General features: G+C 69.4%; 16 protein-coding genes. 7 read left to right on the top strand and 9 right to left on the bottom strand.

Annotated features, from left to right (window positions below; all coding sequences use genetic code 11):
• The first annotated feature begins 4 nt into the window (after positions 1-4).
• Genes ASPU41_RS07445 through ASPU41_RS07430 form a run of 4 tightly spaced genes read left to right on the top strand, consistent with a single transcriptional unit; the run spans position 5 to position 5407 of the window.
• Positions 5-1285 (top strand): TRAP transporter large permease, encoded by a 1281-nt coding sequence (locus ASPU41_RS07445; protein ID WP_069950388.1) that lies wholly within the window; start codon positions 5-7, stop codon positions 1283-1285.
• 21 nt (positions 1286-1306) lie between these two features.
• A complete protein-coding gene (locus ASPU41_RS07440; protein WP_069950387.1) occupies positions 1307-2635 on the top strand; it encodes an enolase C-terminal domain-like protein in 1329 nt (442 codons plus the stop codon).
• The gene (locus tag ASPU41_RS07435; RefSeq protein ID WP_083266405.1) at positions 2635-4179 is read left to right on the top strand and encodes an aldehyde dehydrogenase (NADP(+)); all 1545 of its coding nucleotides are present in this window, start codon (positions 2635-2637) and stop codon (positions 4177-4179) included. The genes ASPU41_RS07440 and ASPU41_RS07435 overlap by 1 nt, the downstream gene beginning before the upstream one ends.
• A 1-nt stretch (position 4180) precedes the next feature.
• The gene (locus ASPU41_RS07430) at positions 4181-5407 is read left to right on the top strand and encodes a fumarylacetoacetate hydrolase family protein (protein WP_069950386.1); all 1227 of its coding nucleotides are present in this window, start codon (positions 4181-4183) and stop codon (positions 5405-5407) included.
• A 180-nt stretch (positions 5408-5587) separates the two neighbouring features.
• On the opposite strand, the gene ASPU41_RS07425 is transcribed toward ASPU41_RS07430, so the two are convergent.
• From ASPU41_RS07425 to ASPU41_RS07410, 4 genes are all read right to left on the bottom strand, one after another.
• On the bottom strand, positions 5588-6382 hold the full coding sequence (locus ASPU41_RS07425) for a glycosyltransferase (protein ID WP_069950385.1): 795 nt from the start codon (positions 6380-6382) through the stop codon (positions 5588-5590).
• A 5-nt stretch (positions 6383-6387) separates the two neighbouring features.
• Positions 6388-7818 carry a bifunctional PIG-L family deacetylase/class I SAM-dependent methyltransferase gene (locus ASPU41_RS07420; RefSeq protein WP_069950384.1) on the bottom strand — a complete coding sequence of 477 codons (1431 nt, stop codon included), beginning with the start codon at positions 7816-7818 and terminating at the stop codon, positions 6388-6390.
• On the bottom strand, positions 7812-8915 hold the full coding sequence (locus ASPU41_RS07415) for an acyl-CoA dehydrogenase family protein (protein ID WP_069950383.1): 1104 nt from the start codon (positions 8913-8915) through the stop codon (positions 7812-7814). The genes ASPU41_RS07420 and ASPU41_RS07415 overlap by 7 nt, the downstream gene beginning before the upstream one ends.
• Before the next feature lie 162 nt (positions 8916-9077).
• Entirely contained in the window at positions 9078-9755 is a 678-nt protein-coding gene (locus ASPU41_RS07410) for an O-methyltransferase (protein WP_069950382.1), read from the bottom strand.
• Between the two features lie 160 nt (positions 9756-9915).
• Here ASPU41_RS07410 and ASPU41_RS07405 point away from each other — a divergent pair, with 160 nt between their 5' ends.
• Positions 9916-11709, top strand: a complete 1794-nt coding sequence (locus tag ASPU41_RS07405) for an HNH endonuclease signature motif containing protein (RefSeq protein ID WP_083266404.1) — start codon at positions 9916-9918, stop codon at positions 11707-11709.
• Positions 11710-11902: 193 nt separating this feature from the next.
• Here ASPU41_RS07405 and ASPU41_RS07400 read toward each other — a convergent pair whose 3' ends face one another.
• Positions 11903-12250, bottom strand: coding sequence for a thiamine-binding protein (locus tag ASPU41_RS07400; RefSeq protein WP_069950380.1), 348 nt, complete (start codon positions 12248-12250; stop codon positions 11903-11905).
• A 167-nt stretch (positions 12251-12417) separates the two neighbouring features.
• Between ASPU41_RS07400 and ASPU41_RS07395 the strand changes: the two genes are divergently transcribed.
• Complete coding sequence (locus ASPU41_RS07395; RefSeq protein WP_069950379.1) at positions 12418-13050, top strand: TetR/AcrR family transcriptional regulator; 633 nt, start codon at positions 12418-12420, stop codon at positions 13048-13050.
• A 20-nt stretch (positions 13051-13070) separates the two neighbouring features.
• Complete coding sequence (locus tag ASPU41_RS07390; protein WP_331712773.1) at positions 13071-13472, top strand: YkvA family protein; 402 nt, start codon at positions 13071-13073, stop codon at positions 13470-13472.
• 4 nt (positions 13473-13476) lie between these two features.
• Here ASPU41_RS07390 and ASPU41_RS07385 read toward each other — a convergent pair whose 3' ends face one another.
• The 4 genes from ASPU41_RS07385 to ASPU41_RS07370 form a co-directional block, all read right to left on the bottom strand.
• Positions 13477-13671: a hypothetical protein gene (locus tag ASPU41_RS07385; RefSeq protein WP_069950377.1), complete on the bottom strand. Its 195-nt coding sequence runs from the start codon at positions 13669-13671 to the stop codon at positions 13477-13479.
• Between the two features lie 74 nt (positions 13672-13745).
• Positions 13746-14057, bottom strand: coding sequence for an AzlD domain-containing protein (locus ASPU41_RS07380; protein ID WP_069950376.1), 312 nt, complete (start codon positions 14055-14057; stop codon positions 13746-13748).
• Complete coding sequence (locus tag ASPU41_RS07375; protein WP_069950375.1) at positions 14054-14794, bottom strand: AzlC family ABC transporter permease; 741 nt, start codon at positions 14792-14794, stop codon at positions 14054-14056. The genes ASPU41_RS07380 and ASPU41_RS07375 overlap by 4 nt, the downstream gene beginning before the upstream one ends.
• Positions 14791-15264, bottom strand: a complete 474-nt coding sequence (locus ASPU41_RS07370) for a DoxX family protein (RefSeq protein ID WP_069950374.1) — start codon at positions 15262-15264, stop codon at positions 14791-14793. The genes ASPU41_RS07375 and ASPU41_RS07370 overlap by 4 nt, the downstream gene beginning before the upstream one ends.
• Between the last annotated feature and the right edge of the window lie 91 nt (positions 15265-15355).

The raw sequence follows: 15355 nt of genomic DNA, 5'->3' as shown, positions 1-15355 counted from the left end.
CGCAATGACACTTACCCTCATGCTCGCCGCCCTCCTGGGCCTGCTGGCCCTGCGTGTTCCGGTGGCCATAGCCCTGCTGGTCCCCGCCCTGGCCTACGTGGTCCTTGACCCGTCCGCCACCCTGGGTATCGCCGTCCAGCAGACCACCTCCGGCGTCAACAACTTCGCCATCCTGGCCGTTCCCCTTTTCATCCTGCTCGGCAATGTGGCCAACGTCTCCGGCGTCTCGGACCGCCTCTACACCGCAGCCGTCGCCTACCTGGGACACATCCGCGGCAGCCTCGGCTACGTCAACATCGCCACCAGCTTCGGATTCTCCTGGATGAGCGGGGCGGCCATCGCCGACGCCGCCGCCATGGGAAAGATCCAGGTCCCGGCCATGAAGAAACACGGCTACTCCGAGGAATTCGGCGTAGGCATCACCGGCGCCTCCTCGCTGATCGCCCCGATGATCCCGCCCAGCATCCCCGCGATCATCTACGCCGTCACCGCCGGCGTCTCCGTGGGCGCACTGTTCATGGCCGGGATTGTCCCGGCCCTGATCCTCATCGGATGCCTGTGCTTCATGGTCTGGTGGCTCACCCGCAAGCAGCACCACCTGGTGATGCCCCGCTCCACCTGGGGCCAGCGCGGCAAGTCCCTGCTCGGCGCCCTGCCGGCATTCGGCGCCGGCGTCGTGATCCTCGGCGGAATCCTCAGCGGCATCTTCACCCCCACGGAAGCCTCCGGGATCGGCGTGCTGTACATCTTCGTCCTGGCGCTGCTCTACAAGTCCCTGACCTGGCGCAAGACCTACCGCATCCTCCTCGGCTCGGTGGAGACATCCGGCTCCGTGCTCCTGATCGTGGCCGCGGCATCACTGTTCGGCTGGGTCCTGGCCCGCGAACAGGCACCCCAGCTCGCCGCGGACTTTATACTCGGCTTCACCGACCACCCCATCGTGTTCCTGATTCTGGTCAACCTGCTCCTGCTGGTGATCGGCTGCGTCTTGGAACCCACCGCCGCCATCCTGATCCTGGTCCCGGTGCTGGGCCCGGTGGCCGAAACCTTCGGCCTCAGCCCCATCCACTTCGGCGTCGTGGTCATCTTCAACCTCCTCATCGGACTGCTGACCCCGCCCGTGGGCCTGGTGCTCTTTGTCCTCTCCAGCGTCACCAAGGTCCCCGTTCCGAAGGTCATCAAGGGCGTTATGCCGTTCTTCATTCCCATGCTCGCCACCCTGGTGATCATCACCTTCGTCCCCGCGCTCAGCCTCTGGCTGCCCACGCTGCTGGGTTTCCACTAACGTTTTGAAAGGCTCACCACCATGTCCCGAATCATCTCCGTCAACACCCAGGACGTCAGGTTCCCCACCTCCCTGGAACTGGACGGTTCCGACGCCGTCAACGTGGACCCCGACTACTCCGCCGCCTACGTCACCATCACCGCGGACGACGGCGAAAGCGGCCACGGCTTCGTGTTCACCTGCGGCCGCGGCAATGAGATCATCACCGCGGCGATCGAATCCTACGGCCGGCTGCTGATCGGCCGGGACACCGACGAACTGGTCAACGACCTCGGCGCCGCCTCCCGCCGCCTGGTTCACGACTCCCAGCTGCGCTGGCTCGGCCCGGAAAAGGGCGTCTCCCACATGGCCTGCGGTGCCCTGATCAACGCCCTCTGGGACATGCGCGCCAAACGCGAACGCAAGCCCCTGTGGCTGCTCCTGGCCGAAATGCAGCCGGAGGAGATTGTCAGCGCGATCGATTTCACCCACATCCAGAACGCCCTCACCCCGGCCGACGCACTGGACATCCTGCGCCGCGGCGCCGCCGGAAAGGAAGCCCGCATCGCCGAGCTCCAGCAGAGCGGCTACCCCGCCTACACCACCTCCCCCGGCTGGCTGGGCTACAGCGACGAAAAGCTGGTCCGGCTCAGCAAGGAGGCCGTGGCAGACGGCTTTGGACTCATCAAGCTCAAGGTGGGCGGAAGCCTCGACGAGGACCGCCGCCGCATGCGTCTTGCCCGCGAAGCAGTGGGCCCGGACATCCGGATCGCCATCGACGCCAACCAGCGCTGGGAAGTGGGAGAAGCCATCGACTGGGTCAACGCTCTGGCCGAGTACAACCCCTGGTGGATCGAAGAACCCACCAGCACGGACGACATCCTGGGCCACGCCGACATCCGCAAGGGCGTCTCCCCCGTCAAGGTGGCAACCGGCGAGGCCGTCGCCAACCGCATCGTCTTCAAGCAGCTCCTGCAGGCCGGCGCGATCGATGTCGTCCAGATTGACTCCACCCGCGTGGCCGGCGTCAACGAAAACCTGGCCACCCTGCTGCTCGCTGCTCGCTTCGATACCCCGGTCTGCCCGCACGCCGGCGGCGTGGGCCTCTGCGAACTGGTGCAGCACTTCTCCTTCTTCGACTACGCCGCCGTCACCGGCACCATGGACAACCGCATGATCGAATACGTGGACCACCTCCACGAGCACTTCACCGAGCCGGTAAGGATCGACGGCGGCCGCTACCTCGCGCCGCGCCGGCCCGGTTCCGGCGCGGAAATGCACCCGGCCTCCCGGGAGCGCTGGACCTTCCCCGCCGGCCAGGGCTGGCTGGAACTCGGCGGCCGCGCCGCTGTTACCGCAGGAGTGAGCTGATGAGCAACACGAAGACTGCCCTCGAGGCGACCCCAAACGCCATGGAACAGACCACGTCAGAACAGGCGGCGCAGCAGATCCTGGCCGCCCACCGGGCCTGCGAGCAGTCCCGCGACGCCGCTCCCGCCACCCGCGCCTCCTGGCTGGAAGCAGTGGCCGCCGGCCTCGAAACCGGCGCCGACGAGCTGGTGGCCCTGGGTATCACGGACACCCATCTGGACGAGGGCCGGCTCCGCTTTGAGCTGCGCCGCACCGTCTTCCAGCTTCGGCTCCTGGCCCGGGAAGTGCTCCGTGGCGAACCCCTGGACGCCACCATCGATCATGCCGACCCGGACTGGGGGATGGGTCCCCGCCCGGATATCCGGCGAGTCAACGTGCCGCTCGGGGTGGTGGGCGTGTTCGGCGCCTCCAACTTCCCCTTCGCCTTCAGCGTCATGGGCGGCGACTCGGCCTCGGCGCTGGCCGCGGGCTGCGCCGTCGTGCACAAAATCCACGAAGGACACCTGCTGCTGGCCCTGCGGACCGGCGAAGTGGTGGTTCAGGCACTGGCCGACGCCGGCGCTCCCGCCGGCATGTTCTCCACGGTCACCGGCCGTGCCGCTGCCGGTACCCTGGTGGACCACCCGCTGGTCAAGGCCATCGGCTTTACCGGCTCCAGCGCCGGCGGCCGGACATTGTTCGACCGCGCCAACCGCCGCCCCGAGCCCATCCCCTTCTACGGCGAACTCGGCAGCATCAACCCGGTGTTCGTCACTGAAAAGGCCTGGGCTGCACGGAAGGACGCGATCCTCTCCGGCTATGCCGGGTCCTTCACCATGGGCATGGGGCAGTTCTGCACCAAGCCGGGACTGCTGTTCGTCCCGGACATTGACGCGGACGACGTCGGCACCGCCTTGAGCGGCTACCTCGCTGACAAGCCCAGCGCCCCGCTGCTGAGCCCCAAGCTGCGCGAGGGTTTCGACCAGGCGCTGGCCGGCCTTGCCGGCAGCGACGGCGTTGAGGTCCTGGTCCCCGGCGACCGGGCCGAAGCGCCGCGCCCCACCGTGCTGGCCACCACCGCGCAGGCAGTGACCAGTAATCCGGCGTTGCTGGCGCAGGAGATGTTCGGCCCGGCCACGCTGCTGATCCGGTACCCGCCCGGATCGGACCTGACAGAGCTTGCCCGGTTGCTGGAAGGCCAGCTGACCGCCACCGTGCAGGCCGAACCCGACGAGGAGCTGGCGGAACTGATCACTGTCCTTCGGGAGAAGACCGGACGTCTGCTCTGGAATGCCTGGCCTACCGGCGTCACGGTCAGCTACGCGCAGCAGCACGGCGGACCCTACCCGGCCACAACGGCTGCGGGCACCACCTCGGTGGGGACTGCCGCCGTCGGACGCTTTGTGCGGCCGGTGGCGTACGACTCCTTCCCCGAACCGCAGCTGCCTCCCGCCCTGCGGGACGGCAACCCGTGGGGCATCACCCGCAGGGTGGACGGAGTGTGGAAACCGGCTCCGGGTCCCGGCGCTCCGGCTGCTTCTCCTACCAGCAGGGAAGGTGAATGAGATGGCGGCGACTTCTTCAGCTGCCGCCGACATCCTGCCGGCAGATTACGCGTCCGGGCATTGGGTCGGCCGGGTCTGGGATCCGGAGTCCGGCGGGCCCCGCGTGGTCGCAGTGACATCGAACGGCGGGACCGGTGCAGGCGTCGTCGACCTCACGCACCTTGTCTCCACCGTCTCCGAGCTGCTGGACCACGCCGATCCGCTGACCGTCCTGGCTCAGGCCGGAGATGTTCCGCGCTGGCAGCTGGACGAGCTGGTGGGCGCGTCCTTGGTGCAGGACGGTCTCCGGCCGTTCCTCCTGGCCCCCATCGACCTGCAGGTGGTGAAGGCCTGCGGCGTCACGTTCGTGGACAGCATGGTTGAGCGCGTCATCGAGGAGCGCTGTGCCGGGGACGCCACCCGGGGCGCGGCAGTCCGCGAACAAGTGGCCCTGGCGCTGGGCGGGCACATCGGCGGCCTTCGTCCCGGGTCGCCGGAGGCTGCCCATGCCAAGGAAGTATTGATCGAGCAGGGCATGTGGTCGCAGTACCTCGAGGTGGGGATCGGGCCGGACCCCGAGGTCTTCACCAAGGCCCCGGTGCTGTCGTCGGTCGGTTTCGGCTCCCGGATCGGCATTCCGACGTTCTCTTCGTGGAACAACCCGGAACCGGAGCTGGTGCTGATTGCGGACTCACGAGGGAACCTCCGCGGGGCCACGCTGGGCAACGACGTCAACCTGCGCGACGTGGAGGGCCGCAGCGCGCTGCTGCTGGGCAAGGCCAAAGACAATAACGCGTCCAGCGCGCTGGGCCCGTTCATCCGGCTGTTCGATGGTCCCTTCAGCGTGGAGACGCTGCGCACCGAGGAGATCAGCCTGACCGTTGCCGGCGAGGACGGCTACGTGTTGGAGGGCCGGAACAGCGTGTCCCGCATCAGCCGTCCCTTCGAGGATCTGGTTGCTGCCACGTACGGTTCGCACCACCAGTACCCGGACGGTTTCGCACTGTTCACCGGCACACTATTCGCCCCCAAGCAGGACCGCGACACCTCGGGGCTCGGCTTCACCCACCATCCCAGTGACGTGGTGACCATCAGCAGCCCGCACCTGGGTGCCCTGGTGAACACCACCGGCGTCGCGGAAGAGCTGCCGCCATGGGACTTCGGCATCCGTTCGCTGTTCGCATACCTGGCTGAGCAGAGTCTCAGCGGGCAGGGAACCCCTTCGAGTCCGGCGCTTCAGGCGAAGTAGCTCCATCCTGTAGCGCCGCTGCTGATTTCCGAGTCCGGCGCCACTGCCAGGCTGCGACGCCGGCCTGGAATCAAATGGTGGGATGGCCGGCCTTTGAGCCGTGCGAGCCGGCCGATTGGGCACAGCAGCGGTGCAGGCTGGCCCTCCGGGGCCTGGACCGGTCGCCGGTGCCGGTCCGCGTCAGTCGACCGCGGGCGGCCGGCGCCGTCCCAGCGTCCGGAGGTAGGCGCCGAAGCCGTGCGGCGCGCGGGCGTGGATCCGGCCCGAGGTCAGCACGCGCATACTGTCCGTGGCCGTGACAGTGAAGGCACGGTTGCGGAGGCTCTGCACCAGGGTCCGGTCCTCGTGGGAGGCGAGCTTCGGGAAGCCTCCGGCGGCCAGGTAGGCAGAGGCCCTGACTCCGAAGTTGGCCCCGTAGACGTGCGGGTGGTCCTCCTCGAAGGGATGCCGTTCCAGCCACCGCCGGAGCAGCTCCGGGTCCATGCCGGCGGGGTCCGGCTCCACCGAGCCCAGCACGGCGTCGGCTCCGGCCTCGGCGAATTCCAGCTGGCGGAGCAGCCAGTTTTCCGGAACCTGCGAGTCCGCGTCCGTGTTGGCAAGCCAGGTCCGTCCAGCCCACGGCGGGGGCGTCCAGCGTTTGCCGGGCGGTCTCCGTCGGGATGGTCCGATGCCGGCGGCCCGGATGCCGGCCGCACGGCTGGCTCCGGTGTTGCGGAAGGACACTTCGAGGCCGCTGAAGCGCGGGTCTGCCGCGGCGTAGCGGGCCGTGATGGCGGCGGAGCCGTCGGTGCAGCTGTCCAGCACCACGGTCACGTGGATGTCCACTGCGGGCCGGAGCCGGCGCAGGGCGTCGGCGGCGCGCTGCACGGCCTGCAGGGCGCGGCCGAGGTGCTCTTCCTCATTGTGGGCGGGCAGCACGACGGCGATCCGGTCGATGCTGTGTCCGCGGGGCAGCGGCAGGGCAAGGGCGGCCATTCCGCCTAGCCTTCCGGGCCCGGGACGCTGGCGGCTGCCCTTCCCGGGTCCTCGCCGGAGCCGGGCGCGATCAGGACCTCCAGGATGAAGTCGCGCTCCCGATACAGCCCGGCGTCGGCCCAGCCGAGCTGGCGGCGTGCGGCGGCGTGGACGGAATCACCGTCGAGCTCCCAGCCGGAGATGGGGTGCCGCCAGTGGCACAGGGCCAGGGTGCCGCCGGGCAGGAGCGCCGCCTCGACCCGCCCGAACAGCTCAGCCAGCTCGCCGGGTGCGAGGTAGTAGCCCACCTCGGAAACCACGATCAGGTCGAAACGGCCGTCCGGCCAGTCCTGCGGGACCGTGAGGTGGCGGGTCCTGGCCGCGGGCAGGGGTTCGAGGCGCCGGGCGGCGTGGGCCAGCGCGGCGCTGCTGGCGTCGACGGCCAGGAAGCTTTCACAGCGTTGCGCGAGTTCCACGCTGAGCGTCCCGATCGAACAGCCGATTTCGAGTCCTGCGGTGTAGGTCAGGCCGGGCAGGGCCGCGAGGGTGAGGGAGCGTTTGCGGTGTTCGTACCAGCTGGTGGTGTACTGCCAGGGGTCGTCGGTTCCGGTGTGCACCTCGTCAAATACGCCTTCGGCGTCGGCCGCGGCGTAGGAGCCGCCGGACGCGCCAGCGGCCGGACGCTGCCACGCGAACGTCTCGAACGGCCGTTCGAAGTGTGCCAGAAAGGCCGGCGGGAGCAGCACCTCATCGCCCGGCTGAGCCGACAGGGGCCGGACCTGGGTGAGGTGGGAGGCCATGGCCGCCGCCTTGGCACGCTGTTCCACGGGGTCCAGCGGCAGGCGCAGCCACGACTGCCAGGCCGGGTCCGTGCCATCGGCCCAGAGCCAGTACCAGATGGGGTATTCCAGCAGTCCGTGGCCGCCGGCGCCGGCTGCCTCGGCGGCGGCGGAGCCGAGTGCCTCGTGGTCGGTGTGTCCGTCGTGCCGGTACGGGGCCACAAGCGTGATCCGTTCCGCGGGCAGCCCCGATGCGGCCGTTGCCTCGGCGATGGCGTGCTGCAGCGCGGCGTGCAGTTCCGTGCGGTGATTGGCGAGCCTGCCGTCGGGAAGGGCGAGGAACCGCCAGTGCGGGTCCGGCAGCAGGTGCGTGAGCGCGCCGCCGAATTCCTGGAGCCGCACGGCGGCGAGCTGTTCCGGCGTCGTTGTGGGTGAGTCCGGGTGCGAGGCCTCCCCCGCCGTGCACAACAGCACCGTCACCCGGGCGCCGAGTCCCCGGAGCCGGGCCAGCAGCCCGCCGGCACCCAGGGATTCGTCGTCCGGATGCGCGGCCAGGACGATGAATGCCTGGCCGGCGAGCTCCCCGGCGTCGAGCGGCAGCTCCGGGAGGGCTGCCAGTCCGCTGGCTGCCCAGGCGTCCTCGCCGGTTCCGGCGTCCTGATGGGTGAAGCTCACCATGGATCGTCCCCCTTGAGCGTGAGGGCACCAAGCTGGGCGTCGTCGCGCATGGCGTGGTGCTGGCGGATGTAGAGCGAGAGGTCGGCCATGCGCTTTCCGTAGACCTCGTCGAACGCGAGCGGGCCCGGTCCGAGGTTCTGGCTAACCAGCGTCTGGATGCGTTCGACGGCGGTGGCGACGGCGCCGCGGACGCGCAGGGCCTCGCTCCAGGCGCCGGTGTCCGCGAGTTCCCCGGCGTCGATCCGCGCGGCGGTCCGGGCGAGGTATCCGGTCAGGGCAGTGAGCATGCGGTCGATCTCGCCGAGGTGCGCCAGCGCGAGCTGGTCCGGTTCGCGTCCGCCGCCGGCCGCCTTGAGCAACGAATCCCTGAAGCCGCGGGCCACCGCGACGGCGCCGCCGAGCCAGCAGGCCGCCACGCCCATGCCGCCCCAGGCGAAGCCGGGCCGGCGGTAGTACCAGCCGGAGTCGCCCAGCGGCACGGCCGGGACGGCGTCGAAGTGCACAGTGCCGCTGGGGATTTCCGTCAGTCCCCGGCTGGTCCACTGCGGATCATCGAAGCTGACGCCGGGGGCGTGGAGGTCGACGGCGAAGGCCGCCCGGGTGCCGTCGTCCAGATGGGCGGTCACGACGGCGTGGTCGAGCTGGGCGGCCAGGGAGCACCAGGGTTTGGAACCGTGTAGCAGGAAACAGCCGTCCGCGGGTTGGGCCTTGAGCCGCAGGCCGGCGGCTTCGGCGGCGAACACGCCCCAGGCGCCGTCGAAGGGGACGTCGTCAAAGTCCGGGCAGTCCCAGCCCGCTATGGCCGCCTGGCCTGCGGCTTGGGCAAGGATCGCTGAGGCGTCCAGATGGGGTTCGATGGCCCGGCCGGCTGCGACATCGACGGCGGTGACGGAAGCCAGGATTTCCCACAGGAACGCCGTCCGGCCCTCGCCGGGGTTCGGGGCCGCTGCTGCGGCGGCTTTAGCCAGCTCCAGCAGCGCCGGAACGTCGCCGACGGCCGACCCGGCAGCCGCCAGCAGGGTGCTGAGTCCGGCCAGGTCCTCCGGGGCAGAGCTGATCCTTACGAGGTGCCGCTGGGAATCGGGAGTCCGGTTCATTCGGTGGCCTGTGCTCCTTTTTAAAGTGTGCCTGATGCTATCGGCGTCCATGCCTGCCGGCGGGCTACTGCCCGGTAATTTTTGGTCGCTCAGTAAATCTAAGCACACTTAGCACTTCGGGATTCCGGTGGCAGCCGCTCCCGGCGCGGGGCGCGCGGTTTGCTACACCACGCGGGCCAGCGCGAATCCGTCCCACCCCTTGGAGCCCACGGTCTGGATCACGGTGCCGTCCAGTCGTGGGTTGTCGCCGAGCATTTGCAGGGCGCTGATGATGCCCGGGGCGTTGACGGGGTCCAGGGCGGGTTCCAGCACTGAGCCTTCCCAGACCACGTTGTCCATCACCACCGCGGTGCCTGGCCTGCCCAGGCGGATGGCCCAGTCGAGGTAGTGGGGATTGTTTTCCTTGTCCGCGTCGATGAAGACGAAATCGAAGGGTTCGGCGCCCTCGTCGGCAAGTTCCTGCAGCGTCTCAAGTGCCGCACCGACCCGGATCTCCACGACGTGGCCCAGCCCGGCGAAGTCGACGTTGGCGCGGGCCACGTCTGCGTGTTTGGGGAGGTATTCGCACGTGATCAGCCGGCCGCCGTCGGGCAGCCCCTGGGCCATCCAAATGGTGCTGAAGCCGGCCAGCGTCCCGATCTCCAGCACGCGGCGGGCGCCGGAGAGTTGGACCAGCAGCTTGAGCAGCTTGCCGGCGGTGGGGGCGACCTCGATGGGCGGCATGCCCGCCTCGAGGGCGGTGGTGACGGCGCGTTTCAGGGTGTTGTCCGGGCGGACCACGACCTCGGACAGGAAGTCCTCGACGGCAATCCAGCGGGCAGTGGGCTGATGCTCGATCATGACTCAGTGTCCCAGCTGACCGGGCGTGGCGGTAGGCCGCCGGAGGTAGGGCGCAGGGCGGGGCGTCCGGTCATGCGCCAGGCCAGGCGCCGGTTGGGGATGGCCTCGGCCGGCTTCGTCATTCGTCATTATTGTCGGTGCCATCTGAGAATCTGGGTTTATGGAAAGCACTGACTGGTGTGCGGAGGGCAGGGCGGCGCTGGCGGCTGTTGCGGCGTTGACTGCGGCGCTGGATTCCGTCACCGCGGCCGGCGCTGACGCTGATCCGGCTGGTCCGCCGGGTGCTGATCAGACGGGTCCGCCGGGTGCTGTTCAGACTGGTCCGTCAGGTGCTGTTCTGACGGGTTCGTCAGGGGTCGATCCGTTGTGGGAGGATCCGTTGCGGGATTTGGCGGATGATTGCCTGGATGGCCTGACCGTCATGGCGCGGTGGGAGGCGCGCGCCGCTGCGTTGAAGGTGCGGCTGGCAGCGACCTATCTGCAGGCCGCCGACGCTCTGGCGCCACCGGCGGTGGCGCTGCACGACAACATGGGCCAGGAGATGGCGGTGACGGCGGAGATCGCGTGTGCCCTGACGGTGAGCGAGCAGACCGCGGGGGCGTTCCTGGGCGACTGCCTGGCGCTGACGAAGACGTTGCCGCTGACCCTCGCGGCGCTGACGGCGGGCACGATTTCCTGGGCGCACGCCCGGATCATGGTGGACGAAACGACCAGCCTGGACCCGGCCGGGGCGGCGGCGCTGGAGGCGCACTTCCTGGACCCGGCCGCCCCGAACCCGGCCCGGGGGTGCCCGGCCGGGGAGCTGGTCCCGGGCAGGTTCCGGGCCAAGGCCCGCACGTGGCGTGAACGCCACCACCGGGAGAGCATCGAACAGCGCCATGCCAGGTGCGCCGCGGACCGGCGGGTCGAGTTCCGCCCGGACACTGACGGGATGGCCTGGTTCTCCGCCTACCTTCCGGCCGACACCGCCGCGGGGATCTGGGAACGGACCACCGCCGCCGCCCGCGCCCTGCAGGGCCCGGACGAGGAACGCACCCTCACCCAGCTCCGCGCCGACATCGCCGCCACCTGGCTCCTCACCACCGGCGCCACCAGTAACAATGGCACCACCGGCGCTGGTGGGGAGGGTGCGGTGTGCGGAGATGCGGTGGGCGGGGGTGTGCCGTCGCCGCGGGCGCAGGTCCTGATCACCGTCCCGGTCCTGTCCCTGCTCGGCGCCGGACAGGAACCGGCGATGCTGGACGGATACGGGCCGATCCCGCCCTCGATGGCCCGCCGCCTGATCACCGACGGCGCCGGGTCCTTCCACCGGGTCCTGATCGACCCCCGCGACGGGGCGCCGCTGGAAATCGGCCGCACCAGCTACCGCCTCACCAAAGCCCAGCGGCACTGGCTGATGCTCCGTGACGGTAGATGCCCGTTCCCGGGGTGCAACAACCACTCCCTAGACAACGAAGCGGACCACCTCCTGGCCTGGGCCGACGGAGGCACCACCGGGATCACCAACCTCGGACAGCCCTGCCGCAAACACCACAAGCTCAAACACAACTCAGCCTGGACACCGGCCGGGGCCAGCAAAACCGCCCCGCCCGGCTGGACCTCCCCCTCTGGGCGAAACTACCCCAGCGAACAGCAGGACTGGGAACCACCCCACTGGCCGGACGACTGGCCGGATTCGGGATCAGAATCAGACACAGGCACGGCCACGGGCATGGACCTGGACACAGGCACGGGCATGGATTCGCCACCGGGCGTGGACCCGGACGTCGACCTGGACTTCGACACGGGCCTGCCCCCGGACCCCGGCCCGAATCCAGAACAGGAACAGGAACTGCCCGCGGACCCCCTCCCCGACTGGTACCTGTCCACGGCCGGGCAGCCGTCCCCCACCGCGGACACGGCAGCCCCGAACTGGCCAGAGACCCTCAACGACCCCCTCCGGAAAGCCTCCTGACCCGGCGCCTGACCGCGTTTGGGGCCGCTCCCGCTGCGGTTGGTGAAGGAAAGGTTCAAGCGACGAGACGTCGTCGGACGGTTCGGCATCTTCAAGCAATGACGCGTTCTGGCAATGTCGCAGCTCCGCCACCCGCAGCGGCGGAGTCGTCCCGCGCAATCACGATCTGGCTCCAGGAGCCAGGAGCCTGGCCCTAGTCGCGAAGGGCCCCTTCCAGGCGTTCCATTTTTCCGCTGAGTTCGCCCGTAAAGCCGGGCCGGATATCCGCCTTGATGACGAGGGAGACCCTGCTGCCGTAGCGGCCCACGGCCTCGGTGGCGCGCTTCACGACGTCGAAGACTTCGTCCCACTCCCCCTCGATCGTGGTGAACATCGAGTCGGTGTGGTTCGGCAGGCCGGACTCCCGGACGATCCGCACCGCTTCGGCGACAGCGTCGTGGACCGACGCCTCGTCGGTTGGGACGGCTGCGGAACCGGCGGAGGAATGCGGGGCCGTACGCGCGGGACGGCCTGAGGGTGCGACGGAGAATGCTAGCAACATGGCACCAGTCTTTCACGTGTTCCGTCGGCCTGACAGTGGCGATGGAGCCCCGGAATGACCGGTTCCCGGGCTCGGCCATGGCCCGGGGCAGGCTACCGGATCCGTCACATAAATCAATACCCGGGAGTAATCTCCCTGCCCCAGCCGTGCGTTGCTAACCTAGGCAAATGAACCGGGTAGCAGACCGAAGGCCGCTCCGCGCCGATGCCGCGCGGAATGTGGACAAGATCATCACCGCCGCCCGCCAGTGCTTCCGCGAACACGGCCCCGAGGTCCCGCTTCAGACCATCGCCGCTACCGCCGGGGTTGGCCCGGCCACCCTCTTCAGGAACTTCGCCGACAAGGAAGAACTCGTCCTCGCGACCCTGCACCGGCAGCTCGGCCTGCTGGTCAACCCCGTCATCGAGGAGGCCCTCGCCGGACCGGACGCCGCCGACGGTCTCTTCCGTGTCATTGACGCGCTCATGGGGGTGGCCAGCGAAGAGGCCAACCTGCTGGGAGCCGTCGCCGGCCGGCGCGGACTGCTCACCGGCATCACCGGCGATCTGATTGAATCCGTGGCAGTGCTCCTCGGCCGCGGGCAGGGCCAGGGAACCCTGCGCAGCGACATTTCGATGACGGACCTGATCCGTTTGCTTGCCATGCTGATCGGCGTCGTGGACACGATGGAGGCAGGTTCGGATGCCTGGCGCCGCCCGGTCGCCCTCGTCGAGGACGCCATCCGAACGGAGCGCCCGCACCGGCCGCTGCCGCCGCAGGCCCCGTTGCCGGGCACCGCCTACGACGCCGTGCTCGGCTAGGACCAGTGCCCTGGGAAGCTGTGGCAGGCGCAGTCGGCGGCCTGCTGCTGGTCTACATCGTGCTGCTGCTCCTGCTGTGGGGCTATGCGCGCAGGCACCCGGAAACGGTGACGATGAAGGACGCGTTGCGGCTGTTGCCGGACCTGCTCAGACTTCTGCGCCGGCTGCTCGCTGACAAGACGCTGGGCGCCGGGGTGCGGATTCGGCTTGCCCTGCTGCTGGCCTACCTGCTCTCACCGGTCGACCTTGTGCCGGATTTTGTGCCCGTGATTGGCTACGCGGACGATGTGATCATTGTGGCTCTCGTGTTGCGCGCCGTGATTGCGCGGGCGGGCGAAGAGGCCCTGAGCCGGAACTGGCCGGGAACGCCGGACGGGCTGCGGCTCGTCCTCAGGCTCGCGGGCCTCGGAGCGCCGCGCTAGAAGCTCAGTCGTCTTCCGCCGGTTTCTCTTTGGCCTCCTGCAGGTGGTGCTGCAGTTTTTCCTCAGCCTCCCGACGGCGCCGGGCCATCTCGCGCAGCTCGCGGGTGGACTCTGCTCCCGGCGGAACGAACGGTTCGTGCGGCTTGGAGTGGTGGCCTTTGCCGGGCGCAGGAGTATCCGGATCGTCAGTGTCGCTCATACCCGAATGCTCCCACGGGGCCTCGCCGGCAAGTAGGGACTAAAGACCGTTTTGGACCGGCACGGCCGGGACCGCTAGCCCCAGCCCAGCAGCCTGAGCCCGGCTGCCGCGCCGGCTCCGGCGAGGACGACCACGAGGAAGGGTGCCCGGAACACCAGGGCGAGGCCGGCCGCGGCCAGTGCCCCCAGGCGTGCGTCCAGTGCCAGCGTCTGTCCGGAGGCCACGGTGTTCACGATCGTCAGGGACGCCAGCAGGCCGATGGTCATGGTCCCGGCGATCCGGGACATCCGGGGATCGCGGAGCACGCTGGCCGGGACCAGGTAGCCCAGCAGTTTCCAGGCGTACGCCAACAGGCAGGAGAGCAGCAGCCACATCCACAGCGTCATGCGGCACTCCCGCCGGGACGCGCATGCGGGTGTTCGGCGTAAGGATCCACGTCCGGTTCCAGCCCTTCATCGCTGCGGCCATGGCTGAACCAGCCAATTACTGCCGCAACGACCGCGGCCACCAGGATCGGCACGCCGGCGGGCACCAAAGGTACGGCGAGCACGGTGGCCAGAGCGCAGACGACGGCGATCGCCACAGGTTCGCGGCCCTTGAGCCGTGGCCAGAGCAGGCCCAGGAACGCCGCCACGGCGGCACCGTCCAGGCCCCACTGCTTGGGATCCCCCATGGCCCCTCCGGCCAACGCACCCACGGCGGTGAACAGGTTCCAGAGGACGAAGATGCCCAGCCCCGCGGTCCAGAAGCCGCGCTTTTGCTCGAGCGGGTCCGCCTGTCCGGTGCCCGTGGCGGTGGACTCGTCGATGGTGACGTGGGCGGCGGCGAACCGCAGCCAGCCCCGGGGCTGCAGCAGCGCGTTGACCTGCATCCCGTAGATACCGTTGCGCATGCCAAGCAGGGTGGCTGCCCCCATCGCGGCGACGCCGGAGCCGCCACCGGCCACCACCCCGATGAAGGCGAACTGCGAGCCGCCGCTGAACAGCAGCAGGCTCAGAGCCATGGTTTGCCAGAAGTCGAGTCCCGAGGTGACGGACAGTGCGCCGAAGGAGACGCCATAGAGGCCGGTGGCGATGCTGATGGACAGCCCGACGCGCACGGCCGGGGACTGCAGGAGATTCATTGGCGGACCGGTTTCCGCGGGTGAGGCGTCCTGGGAACCGCGTTCCTCAGGCTCCAGGCCCAGGCAATGAGCGGCGCCTGCAGCGGCAGCCGCAGGGTGTGTGCGCGGCGCTGGCCGGGCGTGCCGTCCGGGCCGTAGGCCTTGCGGAGGGCGGCGACGTGACCGGCGAGGAAGAGGGTGAACATGGCCGCGACACCGCCGGCGGCGGCGCGGCGGGTCGCCGGAATCAGGAGTCCGACGGCGGCACCCGCCTCCAGCAGACCGCTGAGCGCCACCCATTCGTCCCGGGACAGCACGGCGACGGGGCTGTTGGACTGTTCGCCGGTGTCGTCGCGGCAGAGGAAATCCGGAACGACCGGCCCGAAGAACCCGGGATCGTTGAAGTGCTTCGCGGCACTGGCCAGCAGCAGTGCGCTCATCGCCACGGCAGAGAGCATCTGGGTGTCCCGGCGGGACCAGCGAGATGGCATGGAACAACTCAATCACAGCCATGGACGCGCCGCTAACCGCGCCCGGCGGCGAAGAAACAGGACTTTCCGCAGGGGTCCGCGCCCGTTAATC

It is taken from the genome of Arthrobacter sp. U41, from assembly GCF_001750145.1.
Classification (GTDB): domain Bacteria; phylum Actinomycetota; class Actinomycetes; order Actinomycetales; family Micrococcaceae; genus Arthrobacter.
Note: the sequence above shows the minus strand (reverse complement) of the source record. Positions and strands in the feature narration are given on the sequence as shown.